The sequence below is a fragment of the Vibrio sp. G-C-1 genome, from assembly GCF_021728015.1.
Lineage (GTDB): Bacteria > Pseudomonadota > Gammaproteobacteria > Enterobacterales > Vibrionaceae > Vibrio > Vibrio splendidus.
On sequence record NZ_JAKKCR010000006.1, the window covers coordinates 89,275 to 115,469 of the forward strand.

At 44.2% G+C, this 26,195-nt stretch carries 21 protein-coding genes and 1 tRNA gene; 13 read left to right on the top strand and 9 right to left on the bottom strand.

The features are described 5' to 3' along the window. Nucleotides 1–263: 263 nt before the first annotated feature. The 7 genes from L3V36_RS10895 to L3V36_RS10925 all read left to right on the top strand — a co-directional run bounded on the left by L3V36_RS10895 (nt 264) and on the right by L3V36_RS10925 (nt 9,926). The gene (locus L3V36_RS10895; protein ID WP_076645664.1) at nt 264–788 is read left to right on the top strand and encodes a phosphatase PAP2 family protein; all 525 of its coding nucleotides are present in this window, start codon (nt 264–266) and stop codon (nt 786–788) included. 57 nt (nt 789–845) lie between these two features. Then, nucleotides 846–1,901 carry an MJ1255/VC2487 family glycosyltransferase gene (locus tag L3V36_RS10900; protein WP_208774782.1) on the top strand — a complete coding sequence of 352 codons (1,056 nt, stop codon included), beginning with the start codon at nt 846–848 and terminating at the stop codon, nt 1,899–1,901. 346 nt (nt 1,902–2,247) lie between these two features. Then, nucleotides 2,248–3,207: a transcriptional regulator LeuO gene (gene leuO / locus L3V36_RS10905; protein ID WP_004735878.1), complete on the top strand. Its 960-nt coding sequence runs from the start codon at nt 2,248–2,250 to the stop codon at nt 3,205–3,207. Nucleotides 3,208–3,408: 201 nt separating this feature from the next. After that, on the top strand, nt 3,409–5,217 hold the full coding sequence (locus L3V36_RS10910) for a long-chain fatty acid--CoA ligase (RefSeq protein WP_017087010.1): 1,809 nt from the start codon (nt 3,409–3,411) through the stop codon (nt 5,215–5,217). A gap of 460 nt (nt 5,218–5,677) precedes the next feature. Continuing rightward, nucleotides 5,678–7,435, top strand: coding sequence for an acetolactate synthase 3 large subunit (locus tag L3V36_RS10915; protein WP_004735876.1), 1,758 nt, complete (start codon nt 5,678–5,680; stop codon nt 7,433–7,435). Between the two features lies 1 nt (nt 7,436). Then, nucleotides 7,437–7,931, top strand: coding sequence for an acetolactate synthase small subunit (gene ilvN / locus L3V36_RS10920; RefSeq protein WP_004735875.1), 495 nt, complete (start codon nt 7,437–7,439; stop codon nt 7,929–7,931). Between the two features lie 111 nt (nt 7,932–8,042). Further along, a complete protein-coding gene (locus tag L3V36_RS10925) occupies nt 8,043–9,926 on the top strand; it encodes a diguanylate cyclase (RefSeq protein WP_102447099.1) in 1,884 nt (627 codons plus the stop codon). Between the two features lie 663 nt (nt 9,927–10,589). Here the strand turns inward: L3V36_RS10925 and L3V36_RS10930 are convergent. Both L3V36_RS10930 and pykF read right to left on the bottom strand, forming a co-directional pair. Continuing rightward, nucleotides 10,590–11,261, bottom strand: a complete 672-nt coding sequence (locus tag L3V36_RS10930; protein ID WP_017080206.1) for an FCD domain-containing protein — start codon at nt 11,259–11,261, stop codon at nt 10,590–10,592. A 173-nt stretch (nt 11,262–11,434) separates the two neighbouring features. Next, nucleotides 11,435–12,847 carry a pyruvate kinase PykF gene (pykF, locus tag L3V36_RS10935; RefSeq protein ID WP_017077653.1) on the bottom strand — a complete coding sequence of 471 codons (1,413 nt, stop codon included), beginning with the start codon at nt 12,845–12,847 and terminating at the stop codon, nt 11,435–11,437. A 429-nt stretch (nt 12,848–13,276) separates the two neighbouring features. On the opposite strand from pykF, the gene L3V36_RS10940 reads away from it, so the two are divergent. Both L3V36_RS10940 and glmS read left to right on the top strand, forming a co-directional pair. Further along, nucleotides 13,277–14,047, top strand: a complete 771-nt coding sequence (locus L3V36_RS10940) for a DeoR family transcriptional regulator (protein ID WP_004736011.1) — start codon at nt 13,277–13,279, stop codon at nt 14,045–14,047. A 107-nt stretch (nt 14,048–14,154) separates the two neighbouring features. After that, nucleotides 14,155–15,987 carry a glutamine--fructose-6-phosphate transaminase (isomerizing) gene (glmS, locus tag L3V36_RS10945; protein ID WP_004736010.1) on the top strand — a complete coding sequence of 611 codons (1,833 nt, stop codon included), beginning with the start codon at nt 14,155–14,157 and terminating at the stop codon, nt 15,985–15,987. A gap of 146 nt (nt 15,988–16,133) precedes the next feature. Here the strand turns inward: glmS and L3V36_RS10950 are convergent, their stop codons facing one another. The 6 genes from L3V36_RS10950 to rpsU form a co-directional block, all read right to left on the bottom strand. Beyond that, complete coding sequence (locus L3V36_RS10950; RefSeq protein ID WP_017080208.1) at nt 16,134–17,402, bottom strand: aminotransferase class V-fold PLP-dependent enzyme; 1,269 nt, start codon at nt 17,400–17,402, stop codon at nt 16,134–16,136. 182 nt (nt 17,403–17,584) lie between these two features. Then, nucleotides 17,585–17,660: transfer RNA gene (locus tag L3V36_RS10955), tRNA-Ile, on the bottom strand. Nucleotides 17,661–17,823: 163 nt separating this feature from the next. Further along, nucleotides 17,824–19,668 carry an RNA polymerase sigma factor RpoD gene (rpoD, locus tag L3V36_RS10960; protein WP_009847799.1) on the bottom strand — a complete coding sequence of 615 codons (1,845 nt, stop codon included), beginning with the start codon at nt 19,666–19,668 and terminating at the stop codon, nt 17,824–17,826. Between the two features lie 99 nt (nt 19,669–19,767). After that, a complete protein-coding gene (gene dnaG, locus L3V36_RS10965; RefSeq protein WP_017080230.1) occupies nt 19,768–21,519 on the bottom strand; it encodes a DNA primase in 1,752 nt (583 codons plus the stop codon). A 119-nt stretch (nt 21,520–21,638) separates the two neighbouring features. Then, nucleotides 21,639–22,082, bottom strand: a complete 444-nt coding sequence (locus L3V36_RS10970; RefSeq protein ID WP_009847797.1) for a GatB/YqeY domain-containing protein — start codon at nt 22,080–22,082, stop codon at nt 21,639–21,641. Nucleotides 22,083–22,107: 25 nt separating this feature from the next. After that, entirely contained in the window at nt 22,108–22,323 is a 216-nt protein-coding gene (gene rpsU, locus L3V36_RS10975) for a 30S ribosomal protein S21 (protein WP_004396009.1), read from the bottom strand. A gap of 258 nt (nt 22,324–22,581) precedes the next feature. Here rpsU and tsaD point away from each other — a divergent pair, with 258 nt between their 5' ends. Further along, on the top strand, nt 22,582–23,598 hold the full coding sequence (tsaD, locus tag L3V36_RS10980; RefSeq protein ID WP_004735972.1) for a tRNA (adenosine(37)-N6)-threonylcarbamoyltransferase complex transferase subunit TsaD: 1,017 nt from the start codon (nt 22,582–22,584) through the stop codon (nt 23,596–23,598). Nucleotides 23,599–23,704: 106 nt separating this feature from the next. Next, nucleotides 23,705–24,520 carry an alpha/beta hydrolase gene (locus tag L3V36_RS10985; RefSeq protein ID WP_208774784.1) on the top strand — a complete coding sequence of 272 codons (816 nt, stop codon included), beginning with the start codon at nt 23,705–23,707 and terminating at the stop codon, nt 24,518–24,520. A gap of 91 nt (nt 24,521–24,611) precedes the next feature. On the opposite strand, the gene plsY is transcribed toward L3V36_RS10985, so the two are convergent. Beyond that, the gene (gene plsY, locus L3V36_RS10990; protein WP_004735970.1) at nt 24,612–25,208 is read right to left on the bottom strand and encodes a glycerol-3-phosphate 1-O-acyltransferase PlsY; all 597 of its coding nucleotides are present in this window, start codon (nt 25,206–25,208) and stop codon (nt 24,612–24,614) included. Between the two features lie 138 nt (nt 25,209–25,346). Here plsY and folB point away from each other — a divergent pair, with 138 nt between their 5' ends. Beyond that, the gene (gene folB, locus L3V36_RS10995; protein ID WP_004735969.1) at nt 25,347–25,706 is read left to right on the top strand and encodes a dihydroneopterin aldolase; all 360 of its coding nucleotides are present in this window, start codon (nt 25,347–25,349) and stop codon (nt 25,704–25,706) included. Continuing rightward, entirely contained in the window at nt 25,703–26,185 is a 483-nt protein-coding gene (gene folK, locus L3V36_RS11000; protein WP_102447102.1) for a 2-amino-4-hydroxy-6-hydroxymethyldihydropteridine diphosphokinase, read from the top strand. Before folB ends, folK begins: the two co-directional genes overlap by 4 nt. Nucleotides 26,186–26,195 lie beyond the last annotated feature (10 nt).

Consider the following 26,195-nt stretch of genomic DNA (forward strand, 5'->3'; position numbering starts at 1 on the left):
CTATTATCATTAGCGAACGCTATAGCTATTAACACGATAGAAGTAGCGTTTGCTTGCTTATATAAAGAAGTAAAAACGTAGAAGAATAAAGCGGCCTTGGGTCGCTTTATTTTTATCTGCAGTTTCTAGGCCCCATCAGCTTGCTTAGCGAAAGCGGTCAATTCGCCTCAAAATTCATTTTAGTTCATTCAAAACGTCACTTAACTGTCATTTCAGGAGCATAACTTGAGCCTTAACTGAATAAGGATTGTTAAGGAGATTGTATGCGTACTATCGAACCTATTGTCCGCTGGGATGTGGCATTTTCTGTTTTCTGTTTAAAGAGCCGTTATAGCGGACAACAGGCGACACTCAGTAAGGCGGTGTCTCATACTGGAGATGGACACCTTTACGTTTTGATTGCTTTGGTTGCACTACTGGCTGACAGTTACACCGGTCGAGATTTTCTATTGGTGGGCTTAACTGCCTTTGCAATCGAGTTACCTATTTACTGGTTTGCCAAAAATACCCTCAAGCGTCGCAGACCCGCTGAATTCTCTTCATTGCTTTACTCCCATATTGTGCCATCTGATAAATACAGCCTGCCTTCTGGGCATTCCGCTGCGGCTTTTGTTATGGCGACTCTAATCGGACATTTCTATCCGAGCTTGTACCTCTTTAGCCTGATTTGGGCGACTGCGATTGCTGGCTCTCGAATCCTACTTGGTGTGCACTTTTTAACGGACGTACTGATTGGCGCAGCCTTGGGCATCGCTTGTACTAGCCTTGCTATCAGCTTCATCCTGTAATCATTTTGTTGGCAACAACCACTGCCGAGCTTAAGTGGCAAACATAAAGGAACATGCATGAAAATTTTATATGGCGTACAAGGCACAGGGAATGGGCACATCGCTCGAGCGAGGGCAATGGCTGTGGCTTTTCGTCAGCAAAATATCGATGTCGACTTTCTGTTCTCTGGGCGAGACGAGAGCAAGTACTTCTCGATGGAAGCGTTTGGTAATTATCAGACCCGCAGCGGCTTAACTTTTTACAGCGAGCAGGGGCAGGTTAAATACGGCAAGACATTCATCAAGAACAACATCTGGCGATTTCTCAGTGAGATTAATCAGATCGATTTGACGCCTTATGACTTAGTGTTGAATGACTTTGAGCCTGTGACTGCATGGGCAGCTAAGAGGCAAGGTGTGCCATGCATTGGCATAAGCCACCAGAATGCGTTCCGCTACGATGTACCTAAAGAAGGGGGCAACTGGATTGAACATTCGGTGATTCAACATTTTGCCCCAACTGAGCACTCGATTGGTTTGCATTGGTATCACTTTGAACAACCGATACTGCCGCCTATCGTTCACACGCTGGCTGGTGATAAACAAACAAAAGCAGCACAAAACTTTACGTTGGTCTATTTGCCGTTTGAGGATCTTGAGTCGATCTCAGAGCTGCTGATGAAGTTCATTTCGCACAACTTTGTCTGTTACCACCCGGATGTTATTGAGCATAGCCGAGTCGAAAATATTGAGTTCAAACCACTGAGTCATGCCGGTTTCCAATTCGACCTCAATCAATGCTCTGGTGTAGTGGCTAATGGCGGCTTTGAATTGCCATCTGAAGCCTTAACTTTGGGGAAGAAATTGCTTCTTAAACCACTCGAAGGGCAGTTCGAACAACAGAGTAATGTGGCGACGCTAGAGGCTCTTGGATTAGCTCAAACTATGACCTTTTTAGATGCGGCTATCATGCGCAGTTGGCTCGATGAAAAACAAGCTGAAGTGGTCACTTATCCCGACGTGGCAAGTGCACTTGTTGAGTGGGTGTTAGCGGGCAATTGGTCCAACCAAGATGACTTAAGAAAGCAACTTTGGGACAAGGTCGATTTTCCTAGTTATGCATCGCTCACTTAACTCATAAGTGTTATTTCTGAATCAACCAGTCAAACAATTCATGGGTTCAATAAATTGTAACAAATGTAACCAAACGATAGAACAGCTAAATAAGTCGAAATGAAACTCATAAGTGATGCATTTTATGTTTTTTTATAACTCTATAAATAATTGATTTTTAGATGTTATTTAATCATTAAGGTAAAATAAAATTATTCTTTATCAATCTTGTTGGTAGCTCGAGATTTATTGGTTAATAGTAATGGTAATCCGAAAAACATCGGTCTGATAAATATAAGAATTAGTGGTTATCTATTCCTATACCATTACCAATTTAACGCTGTCGAACCGACAAGAGGCAACTTGAATGTTAGAGAAAAAAGACGCAATGAGTGCTATTGCAAGCTACAGAATGGAAAGCACACTTCGTGGAGTCGACTTAAATCTTTTGACTGTATTTGATGCAGTTATGCAAGAGCAAAACATTACACGTGCAGCTCATAATCTGGGTATGTCTCAGCCTGCTGTAAGTAACGCTGTTGCTCGTCTAAAAGTGATGTTTAACGACGAACTATTCATGCGTCAAGGTCGTGGTATTCAGCCGACTCAACGTGCTCGTCAGTTGTTTGGTCCAATCCGCCAAGCACTACAGTTAGTACGCAATGAACTGCCAAGTTCTGTGTTCTCTCCAGAGTCGTCTTCTCGTCTGTTCAAACTTGCGATTTGTAGCCCTTGTGACATGCGTTTTGCACCTAAGATCATGTCGACAATCAACGACCAAGCACCGAGCGTTAAACTGCACATGGATGCAGAATTCGATCGTCAACTTTCTGAGCGTATGCGCTACCAAGAAATCGACTTCGTTATTGATTACGCTCGTTTTGATGAGCAGGGCTTTTCAAGCACTGAGATCTTCCAAGACGAATTAGTTGTTGTTGCTTCTGCTTCTCACCCACGTATCAACGGTGAAGTTTCAGCGGCAGAGCTGCTTAACGAAAAGCACGCAAAACTGTCTCGCATCCATGGTCAACGCAGCTTCTCAGAGCAAGCTTACCGTGACCTAGATTGCACACCTTTCTACGAAGGTACGAGCTTAAGCAACGTACTTTACGTTGTTGGTCAATCTGAGCTTGTGACAATTGCACCTCGTTGGATGGTTGAGCATGCCGCGAACAAAGATCAGCTTCAGATTCTAGATTTCCCATTCGATAATGCGGCAATTTCTGGCTTCCTAAGCTGGCACGAATCAAGTGAAAAGGATAAAGGACACATTTGGTTACGAGATCAGTTAATGATGATCTGTGGCGAAGTCGTGGCGCTTAACTAAGCACTAATCCCTATGATTTGTAAGCCCTAAGCTGGGAGTCTGGCTTGGGGCTTTTTTGTACCTGCTATTTTTGTTGATAGAAAACTTAGCGTGAGACGTACTATTACTTATAACTTTGAGCTTCATCAGTTGCCTTTTCCATGATCAGAGGTACACTTGTGCGCTCAAAAAAGCTTACAGGTGTAAGCCAAAGGTAAAGAGATGGCCAATTTAGATTTTCATATCGTAAAAAGACTTCGTGACCAAATTGCCCAAGGCGGCAACCGTACAGCTTTGAAGCATAAAGTCGACAATGTATGGCAAGGTATTAGCTGGGAACAGTTTGGACAACAAATCGATACGCTTTCATTAGCACTGTTGGCTAACGGACTGAGAGTTCAGGATAAGATCGGTATCTTTTCGAACAATATGCCTCAGTGGACTGTGGCAGATTTTGCATCTTTACAAGCGCGTCTTGTAACGGTACCAATCTACCCAACCAACACAGCAGCGCAGTCTTCTTACATTATCCAAAATGCAGATGTGAAGATCTTATTCGTTGGCGAGCAAGCTCAATTTGATGCGGCGGTTAGCCTTTTTGAAGAGTGTGAACAGCTAGAAGTTGTTGTGGCGATGTCTGATGATATCGATCTGCAAGGACATCGCTTTGCCGTCTCTTGGAAAGAATTCATGGCTCGTGGTGTTGAAGATCAGCAAGCTGAACTTGATGTTCGTCTTGCGGATGCCTGTATGGATGACTTACTGACGCTTATCTATACCTCTGGTACAACAGGCCAGCCAAAAGGCGTAATGCTTGATTACACGAACGTTGGCTATCAACTAAAAGGCCATGATGAGCGCCTTAGCTTAAGCAAAGACGACGTCTCATTGTGTTTCTTACCTTTATCACATGTATTTGAGCGTGCTTGGACTTTCTATGTGCTTTATAAAGGCGCAACCAACTGTTACCTGCAAGACACAATGCAAGTGCGTGATGCGCTGAGTGATGTTAAGCCAACGGTTATGTCTGCAGTTCCTCGTTTCTACGAGAAGATATTCTCAGCGATTCACGAGAAAGTGTCTAAAGCACCGTTTATCCGTAAAGTCCTCTTTACTTGGGCCGTGAACATGGGAGCGAAGCTTTCAGTTTGTCACCAAGAAGGTCGCACACCATCATTCATGCTGAAGAAGAGCCATGCGCTTGCCGATAAACTTGTGTTATCTAAACTGCGAGCTCTATTAGGCGGTAACATCAACTTCATGCCATGTGGTGGCGCGAAGCTTGATGAAACCATTGGTCGCTTCTTCCACGCGATTGGTATCAACGTTAAACTTGGCTACGGCATGACAGAAACCACGGCAACAGTATCGTGCTGGGATGACCGCTGTTTTAACCCTGATTCGATTGGTATGTCGATGCCGGGCGCTGAAGTGAAAATTGGTGCTAAGGACGAGATTCTTGTTCGTGGTCCAATGGTGATGCGTGGCTACTACAAGATGCCAGAAGAGACCGCTAAGACGTTTGACGAGCACGGTTTCCTAAAGACTGGTGATGCGGGACATTTTGATGAAAATGGTAACCTGTTCATTACTGATCGTATTAAAGAATTGATGAAGACCTCTGGCGGTAAGTATATTGCACCGCAAGTGGTTGAAGGCGCGATTGGTAAAGATCACTTTATCGAACAGATTGCCGTTATCGCTGATACGCGCAAATTCGTTTCTGCGCTGATCGTTCCTTGTTATGACTCTCTAGAAGAGTATGCCAAAGAGCTGAATATCAAGTATCACGACCGTGTTGAGCTTGTTAAACATCACCAGATTGTCGAGATGCTAGAGAAACGCGTGAATGACTTACAGCAAGAGCTAGCTAAGTTTGAGCAAGTGAAGAAATTCAAGTTGCTGCCAAAAGCATTTTCTATGGATGATGGCGAACTGACACCTACTCAAAAATTGCGTCGTAAAGTTATCAACGATAAGTATCAAGACGAAATCGAAGAAATGTACAATGAAAAGCCTAAAGATAAGTAGTTTTCTGCTTAGATAAATTTTCAGTTGTTTAAAAATCCCCCTACGAATGTGATTGCATTTTTAGGGGGATTTTTTATGCCTGCCGACACAGCACAATGTGCGAAAGCGCACACCAATAAGGGCGTAATTAATCGATAAACCGTGATTCATTTGAATATTAAGCTCTTTTTTTTAGGTGTTAATTGGTTTTTAAATCTAACTATTGGGTTTGGTTTGGGTTTTATTTAATGCTTTCAGCTAATAGTTGGTTTTTTGACGTAATTATCGGATAACAGGTGTTAGACCAGATGATAATAAAGCGTTAAAGTTGTTTCGTATTACTGTTTGTTGTTATCACGACAGACAGCCATAGCCGAAAAAGTGGAAGTATTTCGAATTAGGCTACGAATAAGCCCTAGACTATGAAAAACCAGCCCAACATGTTCACCAAATATGGTTGGAAACTGGTGAGGAGAGCAATATGACAACAAAACCTGAAACAGCCATGTCATCCGGCGCTGAAATGTTATCCGGCGCAGAGATGGTGGTGCAGTCTCTAATTGAAGAGGGTGTAGAACAAATCTTTGGTTACCCAGGTGGTTCTGTACTTGATATCTATGATGCGCTGCATGCTAAAACTGCTGAAATTAAACACGTATTAGTACGACACGAACAAGCCGCTACCCACATGGCAGATGGCTATACTCGTTCTACCGGTAAGCCGGGCGTAGTACTAGTGTGTTCTGGTCCGGGTGCGACCAATACCGTTACTGGTATTGCCACAGCCTACATGGACTCAATCCCAATGATAGTTATTTCTGGTAACGTACCAAATAGCTTAATTGGTAATGACGCCTTCCAAGAGTGTGACATCGTGGGTGTATCCCGTCCGATCGTTAAACACAGCTTCCTCGTTAAGAAAGCGGAAGATATCCCTGAAGTCGTTAAAAAAGCATTCTATATTTCAACGACAGGACGTCCTGGTCCTGTGGTTATTGATCTGCCAAAAGACATCTTAAACCCACAAATCAAGCTTCCTTATGAATACCCAGAAACGATCAAAATGCGTTCGTATAACCCAACGGTTACGGGTCATAAAGGTCAGATCAAAAAGGCGCTAAAAGCCCTTCTTGAAGCGAAGAAGCCGGTACTTTATGTCGGTGGTGGTGCAGTTATTTCTGAGGCAGATAAGCCGCTGTTAAAATTAGCAGAGGCACTGAATTTACCCGTGGTAAGCACCCTAATGGGGCTTGGCGCTTTCCCTGGTACCCATAAGAACTCTTTGGGTATGTTGGGCATGCATGGTTTGTATGAAGCCAATATGGCGATGCACAATGCGGACTTGATCTTTGGTATTGGCGTACGTTTCGATGATCGAACCACCAATAACCTAGATAAGTACTGCCCTGATGCGAAGATCATGCACATTGATATCGACCCATCTTCTATCTCTAAGAACGTTAAAGTGGATCTACCGATTGTAGGTTCAGCGGAAAAAGTACTAGAGAGCATGGTTAACCTGCTTATTGAGCAAGGTGGAACTAACGATGCAGACGCGATGGAAAGCTGGTGGAGTGAAATTAAACAGTGGCAAGAACGTGACTGCTTAGCATATGACAAAACGTCTGGTCGTATTAAGCCACAACAAGTTATTGAAACACTTCATAAAGTAACCAATGGCGATGCCTATGTTGCTTCTGATGTAGGTCAACACCAAATGTTTGCTGCTTTGTACTACCCGTTTGACAAGCCACGCCGTTGGATTAACTCTGGTGGTCTAGGCACGATGGGCTTTGGCTTACCTGCTGGTATGGGCGTTAAGTTTGCGAAACCTGATGAAGAAGTTGTGATTGTTACTGGTGACGGCAGTATTCAAATGAATATCCAAGAGCTGTCGACTGCGCTGCAATACAATATTCCCGTTAAGATTATTAACCTTAACAACCGTTTCTTAGGCATGGTAAAACAGTGGCAAGACATTGTTTATCAAGGTCGTTACTCTAATTCATATATGGACTCTGTTCCTGATTTTGCTGCGATTGCTGAGGCTTATGGCCACGTTGGCATGCGTATTTCATCTCCGGATGAACTGGAATCAGGTTTGGAAAAAGCACTGGCGATGAAAGACCGTTTGGTATTTGTCGATATCAGTGTGGATGACACCGAGCACGTATACCCAATGCAGATCAAAGGCGAGGGTATGGATAACATGTGGCTAAGCAAAACGGAGAGAACATAATATGAGACACATCCTTTCACTATTAATGGAAAACCAACCAGGTGCACTTTCTCGAGTGGTTGGCTTGTTTTCTCAGCGTGGCTACAACATCGAGTCTTTGAATGTATCTCCTACGGATGATCCAACGCTTTCTCGTCTGAACGTCACCACTAACTCGAGCGAAATGCAGCTTGAGCAGATCCAAAAACAGTTACACAAGTTAATCGACGTACTTAAGGTACAAGAAGTGTCTGAGCTTGAGCATATCGAGCGTGAACTATTGATGGTAAAAGTACGCGCTAGCGGCTTTGCTCGCGCCGAAGTGAAGCGCACCGCGGATATCTTCCGTGGCCAAATCGTTGATGTAACGGCTTCGCAATATACGGTTCAAATGGCCGGCACTAGCGAGAAGCTGGATGCTTTCATTCAGGCATTGTCTGAAGTAACGGAAGTACTTGAAGTCGCTCGAAGTGGGGTTGTTGGCATCGCACGTGGTGAACGAGCGTTGAAAGCCTAAACAAGAAGTATTTAAAAAATAGTTTTAAAGCCGCTTTTTTAAGCGGCTTTTATTTTGTTAATTTCCTAGAGTGCTATAATCTTGCGCTCTCTTTTTCTTCCTGAGCTAGTAATGCGAAATAAAAAATCAATAATTACATTACTAATCATCTCAATCACACTCTGTTCAGCTGTCGCTCTATATTACTTGCAGCGATATCAAGAAGTGAAGCAGCAGAGTTTTGACTACTCAGCCAAGCAAGCCGTCCATCAATTGGTGTACGCTAAGCGAGACTACGATCTTCTTAAGACTCAATTAGTTTCCGTAATGGGCCTGTTAAGCCACAGCCAAAGCTTGGTTAACTTTGCCTCTTCTCCCTCTGACCAAACCAAAGATCTACTTGAAGAGGTTTGGCAGTCTGTCCTCGTGAACCAAAAATGGTATACACAGATCCACCTGCTAGATATCTCGGGTAAAGAGCTGGTTCGTGTCAACTACTCCGCTGATTCAGGCCACATAACGGTACCGCAACAACTTCAAGATAAATCTGACTCGAGCTACTTTCAATACGCTCAAAAACTAGAAGCTGAACAAATTGGCGGTTGGGGCATTGAGCTTGAAATGGAACATGGTGAGATCACCTTCCCTTATATGCCGGTTATTCGTGTCTTTACCCCCGTAGAAACACCTGAGAAAAGAGTGGGCTACCTTGTTATTAATCTCGACGTATGGGGTTTATCGTCGCGTCTTAGTTTTTCACCTGATAATGATCTTAGAGCAGAAGTTCTTAATGAAGCGGGTTATTACATAGCGAGTAACCATAGCGGTAAGCTGTTTGGCGATTCTATTCCAGAAAGAAAAGGCTATAACCTAAAAAACATCGCACCAAAGGCATGGGAAGCGATCTCTAATGATCAGGTGGGGCACGTTTTTGAAGATGGCAATTTGTTTGCGTTTAACACGGTGATGCTCGCGAATAATCAAAAGGTCCATTTACTGATTCAACTTAATCAGAAACAACTGATGGATCGAGCTGAACCGAGCTTAAGTGACCTCTCTCAAGAAGAAGTGTTTGTGTTGCTAACGGTACTAGTTTTTGCGTTTCCGTTTGCTTATTTAGTGACTCATTACCGACGTCGAAGTCTAGAAAGTAAGTTGGCACGTGCCGCATTGAGCGGCATGTCGGCCGTCATGATCTCTGATAAGCAGCATCGTACTATGATGATCAACAACGAGTTTGAGAACATGACGGGGTACTGCAAAACTCAAGTTATCGGTCAAAATGCATTACAGCTGTTGCTTGAAAATACCGAGCAGACACTCTCGAGTGATTCAATCTGGCAACACTTAGAGCAAGAAGAAGTATGGGAGGGGGAAGTTCTGTGTAAGAACAAGTTACGTATCCCTTTCACCGTCATCATGCGAGTACAAGCCGTTAAGAATCGCTCTGGAAAGATCAGTTACTATATTACGTCTTTGGTTGATATTTCTGTAAGGAAGGAGCTTGAGGTGCGTTTGAGGATCTTAAGTGAACGAGATTCTTTGAGTAACCTTTGGAACCGCCGAAAGTTCGAAGAGCAGCTCGCGTATTATTCTCGCTTGGTCGAGCGTTACCCTAATGAAGCGACCACTTGCTTAGCTTTAGTCGATATTGATAACTTCAAACGAATCAATGACGAACTTGGCCACGATGAAGGCGACCGAGTGATTGCAAGTGTTGCAAGGCTTCTACAAGACAGCCTACGCAATACTGATTTTGTTGCTCGCGTTGGGGGGGAGGAGTTTGCATTACTGATGCCACACACCTCACTGCCGGAAGCGAAACGTGTGTTGGATCGATTACGAATAGAAATAGAGCTATCCTCAGGGACTAAAGTGACGGTGAGTGTCGGTTTCACTGATTTGACAAGCAACAGCACTCGCTCATACAAATGTGCCGATGTTGGGCTTTACGAATCTAAATCGTCTGGGCGCAATACCGTCTCTATGTGCCCTAGTCATGCTGATGTCGCTTAATTTTTCATTACTCGATTCGTCTTTAATATTTCACTTGGCTTTCAACAGACTTAGCCTTTAAAAGATTTACGTTTTAAGTGACTAACCACTTTCCTATCAAGCCATCTTCCTCGCTTCGTATCTTTTAAAGTTAGTCTTCAGCCGTTCCTTTCAACATCTATACTAGGAATCTCACTTTTGAGGCGACCTATGTCACAAGTCTTATGTAGTTAGACTAAAGTCTAATGCTGATGAAAATTTGAGCTAAAATAAACAATAAGTAAACTATCTTGCTTCAGGTTGCGTCGTGTTAAGCGAACCAATAAACAGAGTGTTTACCCGATATAAAAGGGATGACACCGTTAACTTAATTCAACTGGTTAGCTTGCCTTATCAATGGCTTGAGAGATAACAGTAGAATTAGGTTAGCTGTAGCAAGAGTTTGGGGATCATACTGTCTGGTTAAAAGAGGCCTGGTATGTTTGTCGATTTTTTAGTGAGGTTAACCATAGGCACATTAGTCATTCTTGGCTTTCAACTGAGTGCACTGTATTTTTTACCTATGGTTGTACTGCTCAATACTCATCACAAAGAGTTTTTTGGGTGGTAGTTCAGTCGTGATACTGGAAACAAAAAACGGAGCCGTTGGGCTCCGTTTTTATTTGGTTAGAATCTATCTTGGCGTTATGCCGCTTCGATAACTTCTTCAATTCGTTTCATTGAACCTAGTAAATGTTGATCAAGTAACTCTGTTGCTTGTTCTGCATTCTTAGAGAGTACTAGCTTCATGATCATTTCGTGCTCATCAATATTGAACAGATCATCAGATGCTGTTTCAGCTGACATTGCTAAGAAGCGGTAACGTTTAACTTGGTTAATTAGTTCATCAAAGAACTTAAACATGTTCTCTGAATCAGCACCTTCAAGCAACGCGACATGGAACTGTTGGTGGCGTTCTTCCCATTCAACAGAATCAAATTCTTCTTCTACGTTCTGAAGGCGTGATAGCTTGTGGTAAGAGGTCAACACTTCTAATTCCCAGCTTTCATCGCCAGCTGAGATCGCTTTTTTAAGCAGAACGGAAGAGACCAGTCGAAGGCTTTCGTATAGGTCATTGAGTTCTTTCTTTGAGACCGGAGATACCCAGCAGCCTTTTTGTGGCTCTAGCTTTACGTATTTACTCCAAGATAACTGCACTAAGGCTTCACGAATTGGAGATGCGCCTACGTTGTATCGTGCTTTTAGATCAGCAACAACGAGTTTTTGGCCAGGGGTTAACTCACCATTAAGAATATCTTGGCGAATCATCTTTGATACTTTGTCTGTGAGCGTAGGACTAGACATTACAAACCTCATGCATATTTGATTCTAGTCTGCTAATCCGTCTCTTAGAAAGAGCCCATGGAAGTTAACAGTACGTGATTCTACTGTGATTGATAATACAGCGTACTGAAAAGTTAGGCAAGATTTGTTTCATAAAAAAAGAGGGCCGAAGCCCTCTTTTATATTTTATGCGTATCGGTTCATTCTTATAGAACGTGAACAGATGCCGTGTTTGTAGTACCAGAAGCTACTAGAGCACCAGAAACCATAACTACGATGTCGCCTTTGTTACCTAGGCCAGATTGTAGAGCGATTTCTTTACCGTTGATGTAAAACGCGTCTGTGTTCTCGATAGAGTCAACAAGAACTGGCTTAACACCTTTAGTTAGAACTAGCTGTGCAGCTGTCTTTTCGTTAGTTGTTAGAGCAAGGATGTTTGCAGTTGGGAAGTACTTACGTACTGAACGTGCAGACTTACCGCCTTCAGTTGCAACAACGATTAGAGGAGCAGCTAGCTTCTCTGCTGTGTCTACAGCGCCTTTACATACTGCTTCAGTGATGCGTAGACGTGGGCTGTCTAGACGAGAACCTAGCTCAGCTTTAAGAGCTGAATCAGTACGGTTCGCGATTTGAGCCATGATAGTTACAGCTTCAACTGGGTACTTACCTTTAGCAGTTTCACCAGAAAGCATTACTGCATCAGTACCATCCATGATTGCGTTCGCAACGTCACCCGCTTCAGCACGAGTTGGACGTGGGTTGCTGATCATAGAGTCAAGCATTTGAGTTGCAGTGATAACCATCTTACGTGCGCGGTTACACTTCTCGATCATCATCTTCTGAGCGAAGATTACTTCTTCAGCTGGGATTTCAACACCTAGGTCACCACGAGCAACCATGATGCCGTCAGAAGCTTCAAGGATTGAATCGAAGTTATCTACACCTTCTTGGTTTTCAATCTTAGAAATGATGTGGATGTTCTCGCCGCCGTTAGCGTTTAGAAGCTCACGGATTTCTTTAACGTCGTCTTCTTTACGGATGAAAGAAGCAGCTACGAAATCAACGCCTTGCTCACAACCAAACTTAAGGTCAGCTTTGTCTTTCTCAGAAAGAGCTGGAAGTTGAACAGAAACGCCAGGAAGGTTAACACCTTTGTTTTCGCCTAGAGCACCGTTGTTAAGAACTTTACACTTAACTTCAGTTTCTGTTGTTGCGATAACTTCCATTTCGATTAGGCCGTCATCAACAAGGATAGTGTTACCAGCTGTTAGGTCTTTAGCGAAACCTAGGTAAGTTACTGCTACTACGTCTTTGTTACCAACAACTGTTGCGTCAGTTGTGAAAGTGAACTCTTGACCAGCTACTAGATCTACGTCGTTACCATCTTCAAGTTTGATAGTACGGATTTCTGGACCTTTAGTATCTAGAAGGATAGCAAGTTGCTCACCTTTGTTTTCCATTACTGTACGGAAGTTCGCGATACGAGTGCCGTGTTCTGCGAAGTCACCGTGAGAGAAGTTAAGACGCATAACGTTCATGCCAGCATCTACTAGTTCAGTTAGCTTCTCTACAGATTCAGTTTTAGGGCCAATCGTACATACGATTTTGGTCTTTTTCATGGAAGGTACTCTCCGGTAAGTATTGTTACAATTTGAAATTTATTTAAGGTCTGAAGATTGGTCCGCTACATCAACATTTTGTGCCTGTTGTGTAAAAGCGCGGGACTTCCAATATGTCCTTCAGAGTTGTAAGTCTTTCATCAATTTTAGTCATTTTATGACCAAAAGATTTTGATTCAATATCGGTTTTATGTGACTTACCCCACTATATAAGAGGTAAGTTGCAAAAAAATAACAGTCAGTTTTGTAATTTTTTTTCTTTTCGGGTGCGGATTCTACCACCTAATCAGTTCAATATCACTGCTTAACAATTGTCTTAGGACAAGGTTTTATCGCTATTTATTAATTTTTTGGATCAAAATAAATGGACTAAATAGTTTCGTTGTAACTATAATATGTTTCAAATCGAAACTTACTGGCCTTTTTTAAATGTCGAAACGAAACACCCAACTCAGAAGACATGCTATTTCTAACCTCGTTAATGAAAAGGGGGAGGTTAGTGTTGATGAACTATCCGCTAAATTCGAAACCTCAGAGGTCACGATTAGAAAGGACTTAGCGTCTTTAGAGAAAAACGGTCAGCTTTTGCGCCGTTATGGTGGTGCGATTTCATTACCGAAAGAGGTTGTGAACGAAGAACTGGGTCCACAAGTTTCGACTCGAAAGATTTCATTAGCGAAAGCCGCTGCAGATTTAATTCGCGACCATAATCGCATTGTGATCGATAGCGGTAGCACGACAGGGGCGCTAATTCAGCAGCTCAATAGCAAGCGTGGTTTGGTTGTGATGACCAACTCGTTGCATGTCGCTAATGCACTTAATGAGTTGGAAAGCGAACCAACACTGCTAATGACCGGCGGCACTTGGGATACCCATTCGGATTCTTTTCAAGGCAAAGTCGCAGAATCAGTACTTCGAGCTTACGATTTTGATCAACTATTTATCGGGGCTGATGGTATCGACCTTGATAGAGGCACAACCACGTTCAATGAATTGGTTGGCCTAAGTAAAGTAATGGCTGAAGTGTCACGAGAAGTGATCGTGATGGTTGAGTCGGAAAAGGTGGGACGAAAGATCCCGAACTTAGAGCTGGCATGGGAACACATTGACATCTTAATTACCGATACAGACTTAGGCGAAGAATCCAAAGCAAGTATCGAATCACATGATGTTCGAGTGATCCTGACCGATCCAGCGTAAAAACAAATTTAAGTATTATGCATTTACCTTCCTATAATTGATCTTAATAAAGATCTGGCCTTTGCTTGCTGCCAATAGGAATAAAACGAAATTGATGGAGTGAAACTATGTGTGGAATTGTTGGTGCAGTAGCACAGCGTGATGTAGCTGAAATTTTAGTAGAAGGTCTTCGCCGCCTAGAATACCGAGGCTACGATTCAGCGGGTGTCGCTGTAGTTGATAGCGAATCTAACCTAACTCGTGTACGCCGCCTTGGTAAAGTACAAGAGCTAGCAGACGCAGTCGATCAACAACATGTCATTGGCGGTACTGGTATTGCTCATACACGTTGGGCGACACACGGTGAGCCTTCTGAAGCAAACGCACACCCACACATGTCTGGCGATATTGCTGTTGTACACAATGGCATTATCGAAAACCACGAAACACTGCGCGCTCTGCTGCAAGAGCGTGGCTACGTGTTTACTTCACAAACAGATACAGAAGTTATCGCTCATCTTGTTGAGTGGGAACTTCGCACGTCAGCTTCTTTGGTTGAAGCTCTGCAAAAAACAGCAAAACAATTAGACGGTGCATACGGCACAGTGGCAGTTGATCGTAAAGATCCTAGCCGTATCGTTGTTGCTCGTTCTGGTAGCCCAATCGTTATCGGTTTTGGTGTGGGCGAGAACTTCCTTGCTTCTGACCAACTAGCGCTATTAAGCGTAACTCGTCGCTTCATGTACTTAGAAGAAGGTGATGTTGCTGAGGTGACTCGTCGTGATGTAACAGTATTTGATGTAGCGGGCGAGCGTGTAGAGCGTGAAATCGTTGAATCAAACGCAGAACACGATGCAGGTGACAAAGGTCAATACCGTCACTTCATGCAGAAAGAGATCTTTGAGCAGCCAACAGCGCTGATCAACACAATGGAAGGCCGTATCTCTGACACTTCGGTTATCACTAACGCAATCGGTGTTAAAGCGGAAGAGATCCTAAGCAAAGTTGAACACGTGCAGATCATCGCATGTGGTACGTCTTACAATTCAGGCATGGCTGCGCGTTACTGGTTTGAATCTCTAGCAGGCGTAAGCTGTGACGTAGAGATTGCTTCTGAATTCCGTTACCGTGATTTCGTTGTTCGTCCGAATAGCCTATTGGTGACTTTGTCTCAGTCTGGTGAAACGGCGGATACGCTTGCTGCACTTCGTCTTGCAAAAGAAAAAGGTTACATGTCAGCAATGACTATCTGTAACGTTGCAGGCTCTTCGCTGGTTCGTGAATCTGATTTTGCCTTCATGACTCGCGCAGGAACAGAGATCGGCGTTGCTTCTACTAAAGCTTTCACCACTCAACTAGCTGCAATGCTGATGATGGTAACGTCAATTGGTCGTCTACAAGGTCGCATCAATGAAGAGAAAGAAGCGGAGATCGTTCAAGCACTGCATCAACTGCCTGCTGATATTGAAAAAGCATTAGCGTTTGATAAAGAGATCGAAGCGCTAGCACCTGATTTTGCAGATAAGCACCACACACTATTCTTGGGTCGTGGTGAGTTCTACCCAATCGCGATGGAAGCGTCTCTTAAACTGAAAGAGATCTCTTACATCCACGCAGAAGCATACGCGGCTGGTGAGCTTAAGCACGGTCCTTTGGCTCTTATCGATGCAGATATGCCAGTCGTCGTTATTGCACCAAGCAACGACTTGCTAGAGAAGCTGAAATCAAACGTTGAAGAAGTACGTGCTCGTGGCGGTCTACTTTACGTATTCGCAGATGAAGATGCAGGCTTTGAAAGCGATGAGAACATGAAGATCATCAAGATGCCTCACGTAAGTGAAGTAACAGCACCTATCTACTACACAGTACCGATGCAGCTGTTGTCTTACCACGTGGCGCTAATCAAGGGTACCGATGTTGACCAACCTCGTAACCTAGCGAAAGCGGTAACGGTTGAGTAATCGCCAGCCTATCTAAGAAAATTAGATAATAAGAAGCCCATCCTGTGATGGGCTTTTTTGTGTCTGTTAGCTAACGATCAGCGTTAGATCTAGCTTTAACGGCGTTAAGCGTTAAGCGTTAAGCATTAAGCATTAAGCATTAAGCATTAAGCATTAAGTGCTTGCTCTAGGTCAGCCAAGATATCGTCAATGTGTTCAATACCTACTGAGAGGCGAATCATCTCTGGTGACACACCTGCTTGCTTTTGTTCCGCTTCGCTTAATTGACGGTGTGTTGTAGAAGCAGGGTGACAAGCGAGAGATTTTGCATCGCCAATGTTGACCAAACGTTTGAAGATTTGCAGCGCATCATAGAAACGAACACCGGCTTCATAACCATCTTTCAAGCCAAAAGATAAAATGGCAGACGGCTTACCTTGCATGTATTTCTCAGCCAATGGGTAGAACTCAGAGGTTGGTAACCCCGCGTAGCTTACCCAACTCACATTCTCATGTTGCTTAAGGTATTCTGCTACTTTCAGTGCATTCTCGGTGTGTCGCTCCATGCGTAGCGACAACGTTTCTAGACCCTGCATCAACATGAAGGCATTCATGGGTGACAGTGCTGCGCCTGTATTACGCAATGGAACGGTTCGAGCGCGGCCAATAAATGCGGCTTCACCAAAGGCTTCGGTATACACCACACCGTGGTAAGAAGGTTCTGGTTGATTAAAGACCGGGAAGCGATCTTTGTGCTCTGCCCATGGGAATTTGCCTGAATCGACAATAACACCACCCAACGTCGTTCCGTGACCACCAACGTATTTGGTTAGCGAGTGCACCACAATATCGGCACCAAAATCGATAGGTTTACACAACACAGGTGTCGCCACCGTGTTATCGACAATCACAGGTACACCTTGTGCGTGAGCAAGCTCAGCAACACGTTCTAAGTCGATAATGTTACCTGCTGGGTTACCGATACTTTCACAATAAACCGCCTTGGTCTTTTCATCGATCAGAGCCGCTAAGCTTTCTGGTTTATCGTCTTTAGCAAAGCGAACTTCGATCCCTTGGTTTGGTAGCATATGAGCAAATAGGGTGTAAGTACCGCCGTAAAGCTGAGGTGTTGAAACGATGTTGTCACCGATTTGTGCCAACGTTTGAATCGCGTAGTTGATCGCCGCGCTGCCTGCACTCACCACTAAGCCTGCAATCCCGCCTTCTAAGGCTGCCATGCGTTTTTCCAACACATCGTTGGTTGGGTTCATTATGCGAGTGTAGATATTGCCCGGCACCGCAAGGTTAAACAGGTCGGCGCCGTGTTGTGCATCATCGAATTCATAAGCAACGGTTTGGTAAATAGGAGTCGCAACCGATTTGGTTGTTGGATCTGTGTCGTAGCCGAAGTGAATCGAGAGCGTTTCGTCTTTCATGAGTCTTCCCTGAACTATTGAATGATTTGTGTACTCTCATATTGCCGATTTTTTTATAAAAGAAAAGTATGTTTAGTCACATAGAAGAAACTGGGCGAATGGGGCAGAGCGTTGAGCTAGAAGATAAAGGGCTAGAAAAGCAAAAAGCCAGAGCAGCGTGAACTGTTCTGGCTTTTCTAATTTGGTGGCCCCTCCCAGATTTGAACTGGGGACCGAACGATTATGAGTCGTGCGCTCTAACCACTGAGCTAAGGGGCCGTAGGGCATAGATTATAGGGGAACCAATCAATGGTGTCTAGACACTATGAGGGGCAATTCCGCTTACATCTTAGCCACTTAAATCACGTAGGCACAAAAAAGGTGAGCCAACGCTCACCTTTTTTATTTTATGCTTAAAAGCTAACCACACTAAAGCGTGTAATTACTCGTCTAGGAAGCTACGCAGAGTTTCTGAGCGGCTTGGGTGACGAAGTTTACGCAGTGCTTTTGCTTCGATCTGACGGATACGTTCACGAGTTACGTCGAACTGCTTACCAACCTCTTCAAGAGTGTGGTCAGTGTTCATGTCGATACCGAAACGCATACGCAGTACTTTCGCTTCACGAGGCGTTAGGCCTGCAAGAACGTCTTTAGTTGCACCGCGCAGGCTTGTTGCCGTTGCAGAGTCTAAAGGCAGTTCTAGCGTTGTATCTTCGATGAAATCACCTAGATGCGAATCTTCGTCGTCACCGATTGGTGTCTCCATTGAGATTGGCTCTTTAGCAATTTTCAGTACTTTACGGATCTTGTCTTCAGGCATTTGCATGCGCTCAGCCAACTCTTCCGGAAGCGGTTCACGACCCATCTCTTGTAGCATTTGACGAGAGATACGGTTTAGTTTGTTGATCGTTTCGATCATGTGAACCGGAATACGGATAGTACGAGCTTGGTCGGCAATCGAACGAGTGATTGCTTGACGGATCCACCACGTAGCATAAGTAGAGAACTTGTAACCACGACGGTATTCAAACTTATCTACCGCTTTCATCAGACCGATGTTACCTTCTTGGATTAGATCCAGGAATTGTAGACCACGGTTTGTGTACTTCTTAGCAATCGAGATTACTAGACGTAAGTTCGCTTCAACCATCTCTTTCTTCGCACGACGAGCTTTCGCTTCACCGATAGACATACGACGGCTGATATCTTTGATGCTTTGAACAGTAAGAGACGTTTCACGTTCGATGATATCCAGCTTTTGGATAGAGCGACGGATGTCGTGTTCGTTACGTTTGATCTTTTCTGCGTATGGCTTGTCTGAAGCAAGAACTTCGTCCAACCATGCTTCGCTAGATTCATTGCCAGTAAATAGAGCAATGAAAGATTTCTTCGGCATTTTGCCGTACTCAACCGTTTGACGCATGATTAGGCGTTCTTGAGTACGTACGCGATCCATCGAAGTACGCAGTTCGTTTACTAGGTAATCAAACTGTTTTGGCGTCAGACGGAATTCTTTGAATACGTCTTGCATCATTGTTGTTGCAAGCGTTGCTTTCGGGCTTTCGTGGCCGTATTCATTGATTGCTAGTTGACGGTTTTGGTAGCTAGTGCGAAGCGCTGTGAATTTCTCAAGAGCAAGCTCAGGATCAATACCTGTATCTTCCTCTTCTTCTTCCTCGTCGTCTTCTGCTTCTTCTTTGTCTTCGTCTTCTAGATCAGTTTTAGCGAGCTCTGAACCGATGTGAGTCGCCGTTGGCGCAGCTGTGCCATCGTCGTCTGGGTCAACAAAGCCATTAATTAGATCTGTTAAGCGAATCTCTTCAGCGAGTACGCGGTCAAACTGTTCCAAGATGTATGGAATCGTGCCAGGGTACTCAGCAACAGATAATTGAACGGTATTGATACCATCTTCAATACGCTTCGCAATGTCGATTTCGCCTTCACGAGTCAGTAGTTCAACTGTACCCATTTCACGCATGTACATACGAACTGGGTCAGTTGTACGGCCAATCTCGCTTTCTACGCTTGAAAGCGCAGCAGCAGCAGCTTCAGCTGCATCTTCATCTATATTGGCATCGTCATCATTAAGAGCTAGATCATCAGCGTCAGGTGCAGTTTCTACTACCTTGATACCCATGTCATTGATCATTTGAATGATGTCTTCTACCTGTTCAGAATCCACGATTTCTGCAGGTAGGTGGTCGTTTACTTCGGCGTAGGTCAGATAGCCTTGTTCCTTGCCTTTAATAACAAGTAATTTTAGCTGTGACTGCGGATTTTGATCCATAGATGATATCCAACTTCAGGTCTGGTGAAGGACGTTGCATTCTCAAATGCAAACCAATTATGTTAACAAATTTATTAAATGCTGACTAATCAAACAGGGTTACGCTTTTAGATCTAGCATTAAAGCTAGTAGCTCCCTTTTTTCTTCGGCTGATAAACCGACACTTCTTGCTTTGGCCTGCAGGTTTTCAATTTGTTTTTCAACGCACTGGGCAAGGATATTGTCCAATGAGTCTAAAAATATGTCTTCTTGATTGTCTTCGTCGAGGGGGATTTCCCAGCTCGCGAGACGAGACAGAAGTGCCTCATGTTTGTTCTCTCGCCAATGTTCTAATAATTGGCCTGTGCTGATATGGGGGTTCACTCGGCAGATATCAAGTACTTCGACGAATAAACTTAGTCCAGGCAGCTGTAAGCCTTTGACACTTGATAAATCCGGTACCATATCAGCATAGCTCGGATTTTGGATAAGCAAAGCGATAACTTCACGCATTGGAGTGCGCTTGAGCTCTTTATGCGGTTGAGGTGTCGGGTTCTTTGTGTGAACGCGAGCACGCCTCAATTGGTTATCAAATCCAGTTCGCTCATCGAGCAATTTTTCGAGCAGTTCTTGGAAGTAACTGTCAGGAATTTTACTAATCAAGGCGCTCGCGTGTGCACGCAGTGCCGATTTTCCTTCTGTTGTTCCTAAATTCAGCTTGTGTATTTCTATCAGGTTATCGAACAAATAGGTCGAAAGCGGCGTCGCATTGTGGACGAGCTGTTCGAAAGCAGCCTGACCGTGTTCTCTAATATAGCTGTCTGGGTCTTCACCGTCTGGCAAGAACAGAAACTTGAGTGTGTTACCTGTTTTTAGGTATTCAAGCGCATTTTCTAGTGCGCGCCACGCGGCCTCTTTACCTGCTCTATCACCATCGTAACAACAAACCACAGTATTGGTCTGGCGGAACAACATCTGAACGTGATCACCGGTTGTTGAGGTGCCCAGTGATGCCACTGAGTAATCGACACCGTACTGCGCTAGTGCGACAACATCCATATAACCTTCAACCACAAGTACTTGAGGTGGTTCACGGTATGCTTGTAACACTTCATAAAGGCCGTAAAGTTCTTTACCTTTATGGAAGATCGGCGTTTCTGGCGAGTTTAGATACTTTGGCGTGCCGTCTTCTAAAACACGACCACCAAACCCGATCACTCGGCCTCGACGGTCACGAATCGGGAACATCACGCGTCCACGGAATCGATCGTATCGGTTGCCTTTATCGTTTTCTATCAACATGCCGCCAGTAACGAGCATGTCTTGGGCTTCTTTTTGTTGGCCAAAGTTCTTACGAACCAAGTCCCATTCATCAGCGACGTAGCCAATGCCAAACTTCTGTACGATTTCACCAGAAAGGCCGCGATTTTTTAGGTAATCAATCGCAGGTTTGTTCGCTGAGATTTTCAGCTGAGAGCGGTAAAAATTACTGATGCCACCCATCAAATCGTAGAGGTTACGTTTTTGTTCGCTGTTGGCTCTTGGCGCCGTGGATATTTCACCGCTGCGCTGTTCTCTAGGAACATCAAGTCCTAAAAATGAGGCCAGCTCTTCAATCGCTTCAACAAAATCGAGACGTTCGAACTCCATAATGAAGTCGATAGCATTGCCGTGTACGCCACAACCAAAGCAGTGATAAAACTGTTTTTCTTGGCTTACGCTGAAAGAAGGGGTCTTTTCGTTGTGAAATGGGCAACAAGCACCATAGTTTTTGCCTTTTTTCTTAAGTTTCACGCGTGCGTCCACAATATCGACAATGTCGAGACGCGCTAGGAGATCATCGATGAAACTACGCGGGATGTGTCCTGCCATAAAACCTTAGAAAAATGCACTAACTGAGAGTGTGGATAATAATAGTTTGAATAGGTTACAGATACAAACAAGCCGTGCGTTCCGAAGGATTGCACGGCTTGTTGCAATTTGATTTGGGATTAAGCGAGTTTAGAACGAACTAAACCACTAACTTTACCCATATCTGCACGCCCTTGAATTTGTGGTTTCAAGATAGCCATTACTTTACCCATGTCTTGCATGCCCGCAGGTTGAGCTTCTGCAATTGCGCTATCAAGTAGTGCAATAACTTCTTCTTCAGTTAGCGGTTGAGGCATAAAGCCTTCAAGTACCGTAATTTCTGCTTTTTCCACGTCAGCAAGATCTTGACGATTTGCCGATTCATATTGAGCAACAGAATCGCGACGTTGCTTAACCATTTTAACTAATATCGCAATAATGTCGTCGTCGTTCAGAGTGATCCGTTCGTCAACTTCACGTTGCTTAATTGCTGAAAGAGCTAAGCGGATAGTGCCAAGGCGCGGTTTGTCCTTGGCTTTCATCGCTAATTTTTGCTCTTCTTTGAGTTGTTCAATAAGAGCCATAACTCAGTCCTTATGGATTAAGTTATTAGTACAGACGAACGCGACGTGCGTTTTCGCGAGCTAGCTTTTTAGCGTGACGCTTTTGAGCTGCTGCTTTAGCGCGTTTGCGAACTGTAGTTGGCTTTTCGTAATGCTCACGACGACGCACTTCAGAAAGGATACCTGCTTTTTCACAAGAGCGCTTGAAACGACGTAGTGCAACGTCGAACGGTTCGTTTTCACGTACTTTAACTATTGGCATATGCCTTTCACCTCAGGGGTTATTCATTATCGCTGGTTACTCAGTACCAAATCAGAGAAGTTACCCATCGAGCTAACTCTCTATTCGCGTTTGGCCATTAACCAGCTTGATCAAAAATGGTGCGGAATTTTAATCCGATCACAGTGGCTTTGTAAAGCACTTTGTCGATTATAGTCTGTACAATATTTGTTTGAAGAGCTTAGGCAGGGTAATATTGCGTTAATTTCCCATTTTAGACGAAAGCGTGCCGAGAAAATTATGCGCATTATTGGTATTGAAACCTCTTGTGATGAAACAGGAATCGCAATTTATGATGATGAGCAAGGGCTGCTTTCTCATCAGTTATACAGCCAAGTAAAACTGCACGCCGATTACGGTGGTGTGGTACCTGAGCTAGCGTCGCGTGACCACGTAAAAAAAACTATTCCACTGATTAAAGCGGCATTGGCAGAAGCGAACCTAACGTCGAAAGACATTGATGGCGTGGCTTACACAGCTGGTCCCGGTTTAGTTGGTGCATTGCTTGTGGGTGCAACAATTGGTCGCAGTATTGCTTATGCGTGGGGCGTGCCTGCTGTGCCAGTACACCATATGGAAGGTCACCTTCTTGCGCCAATGCTAGAAGACAATCCTCCACCATTCCCATTTGTTGCTCTGCTGGTTTCTGGCGGTCATACCATGATGGTCGAAGTAAAAGGCATTGGTGAATACCGAATCCTTGGTGAATCGATTGATGATGCGGCGGGTGAAGCGTTTGATAAAACCGCGAAGCTGATGGGCTTAGATTACCCGGGTGGCCCGCTGTTATCTCGACTTGCAGAAAAAGGGACTCCGGGGCGCTTTAAGTTCCCACGTCCAATGACCGATCGCCCAGGGCTAGATATGAGCTTTTCTGGTTTGAAAACGTTCGCGGCAAATACCATTCGCGCTAATGACAATGATGACCAAACTCGTGCTGATATTGCTTACGCGTTCCAAGAAGCCGTTTGTGCGACCTTGGTAATCAAGTGTAAGCGAGCCTTGGTAGAGACAGGCATGAAACGTATCGTGATTGCTGGCGGTGTTAGTGCCAACAAACAACTACGTATTGAGCTTGAAGCGCTGGCGAAGAAAATCGGTGGTGAGGTTTACTACCCACGAACTGAATTCTGTACTGATAACGGTGCGATGATTGCTTACGCGGGTATGCAACGCCTTAAAAATGGTGAAACGGCTGATTTGTCTGTTCATGCTACACCGCGTTGGCCTATTGACCAGCTAGAGCCCATTGCGTAATTGACTATAGTGTTTCGATAAACGGTCGCCTTGTGCGGCCGTTTTTATATCCTAGCTTACCGACTATGTGTCGATAAATAATTGCAAACAGAGATTAGGGAAGAAAATGAACAAGTTTACAGTAGACAACCAGTCGATGGCGTACCTAGATGAAGGTCAAGGCCCTGTTGTTGTGTTAGGCCACAGCTACCTTTGGGATAGTGCAATGTGGAAGCCGCAGATCGATGCATTAAAAACTCAGTATCGCTGTATTGTTCCAGAGCTTTGGTCTCATGGTGAATCACAAGCTGCACCAGCTTCGATGCGTAACTTGAAAGATTACGCTCAGCACGTTTTGGCTCTGCTTGATCATTTAGAGATCGAAGAATTCTCTGTGGTTGGCTTATCGGTTGGCGGTATGTGGGGAACAGAGTTGGCGGAGTTAGCTCCTGCACGAATCAAGTCTCTGGTACTTATGGATACCTTTGTTGGTTTAGAGCCAGAAGTTGCTCATGCTAAATACTTCAGCATGTTAGACACCATTACTCAAACCAAAATGGTTCCTCAGCCGATTGTAGAAGCGGTTGTTCCACTGTTCTTTGCTAATGATGCTCAAACTAACTCACCAGCTTTAGTGGAAGGTTTTACTCAGCAGCTATCATCACTTGAGGGTGAGAAAGCAGAAGAAGTCGCACGAATTGGTCGAATGGTGTTTGGGCGTCGCGATATGATAGAAGCGGTAGAGAACTTTGCACTGCCAGTGTTGATTGCCGTTGGACAAGAAGATAAGCCGCGTCCGGCACTTGAGTCATACTTAATGCACGATTGCATTAGGGGCAGTGAGTTAGTGGTGATTCCTGGTGCTGGTCATATTAGCTCGCTTGAGCAACCAGAGTTTGTGAACACAATGCTGAAGACGTTTTTAGATAAACATCTGCTGTAAGCTCTTAAAGACTGAATAGTATTGATCGACTGAGACTTGTGTCGTTTAAATTTATCTCGGTTTAAAAATGGTTCGGCTTAGACATGACAGTTTAAGCCGATTTTTTTTGCCCGAGTTTTGGTTCACTGCCATCGAGTAGGCGACGAATATTCTGATGGTGACGTAGGACGATCAAACAACACAACATGGCCACAGGCAGTGTGTATTGAGGTTTGACTAACCAAGCGTAGAAAGGTGCTAGCAACACAGTAACCAGTGCCGCTAAAGAAGAATAACGAAACAAAAATGCCACAACCAACCAAGTCGCCATGATCATGCCCGTTAGATCGAACCCAATTGGGGCGATGGCTCCGAGTGCCGTTGCGACGCCTTTACCACCTTTAAAGTGGAAGAATATTGGGTACATATGACCAAGGCATGCAGCAATCGCCACGACGCCTAAAATGATCGAGTCGATGTTGAGGTAGTAGCCAAGCCAGACTGGAATGGTGCCTTTAAGCATGTCACAAAGTAGCACGGCTGCAGCGGCGCCTTTGCCGCCCACACGCAGTACATTGGTGGCCCCTGGATTGTTGGAGCCTACCGTTCTTGGATCAGGAAGTCTTAAGACTCGGCATATCAAGACCGCACTCGAAATTGAACCTAGCAAATAGGCCGCAATGATCATGATAAGTGCCAAAGGGGTCATGTTTTTCCTTAAACGGTTATAAGTCTAACGATGGGAAAATAATGCTCAATCCAAGAGTAATTGATATCATATCTGGAATTACACGAATAATACGTTTTTTTCCCCCATATGGGTATCCGACCTCTAAAAGGACAAGTCATGGCACTGGATAAAGTTTTCATTGAACAGCTAGAAGTAATTACAACGATCGGTGTTTACGATTGGGAACAAGAGATCAAACAAAAACTTGTGCTTGATATTGAAATGGCTCATGACAACCGCCCTGCAGGTAAGAGTGATGATGTTGTTGATGCTTTGGATTACTCGACAGTCAGCACAGCCGTACTTGACCACATTGCGAATGGCCGATTCCTATTGGTTGAGCGTGTGGCAGAAGAAGTCGCTGAACTAATCATGACTCAGTTTTCAGTGCCTTGGATTAAAATCCGTTTAGCGAAGCCTGGCGCAGTGCCACAAGCAAAAGCCGTCGGTGTGATCATCGAACGAGGTCAAGCATGACAATAACCTATGTTGGTGTTGGCACGAACATAGACCGCGACAAGCATGCAAAGGTGGCATGGACAGAGCTTCAATCGTTAGGGACTAACCTTAAATGCTCTAAGATCTATCATTGTGAGCCTGTAGGGTTTGAAAGCCATTCGTTTTATAACTTTGTGATAGAGCTCGACACATCACTCTCATTGACTGAATTTTCACAGCAACTTCGTAAAATTGAGTTTAAATGGGGTCGCTCTCAAGATGCTCATAAACTTCAAGATCGAAAGCTCGATCTTGATATTGTGCTGTTTGGAGACGTGGTTTCTGAAAGCGAACCAGAATTACCACGCAGTGATATCTATAAATATCCTTTTGTAACACAACCACTTTATGATCTGTGTCCTGCGAGAGTGATCCCGCAAGATGGAAGAACCGTCAGTGAAATATGGCAGAAGATGCAGCAATTAGATTCGCTCTCTGTCGTAGATATAACACTATAAATTTTAAGGT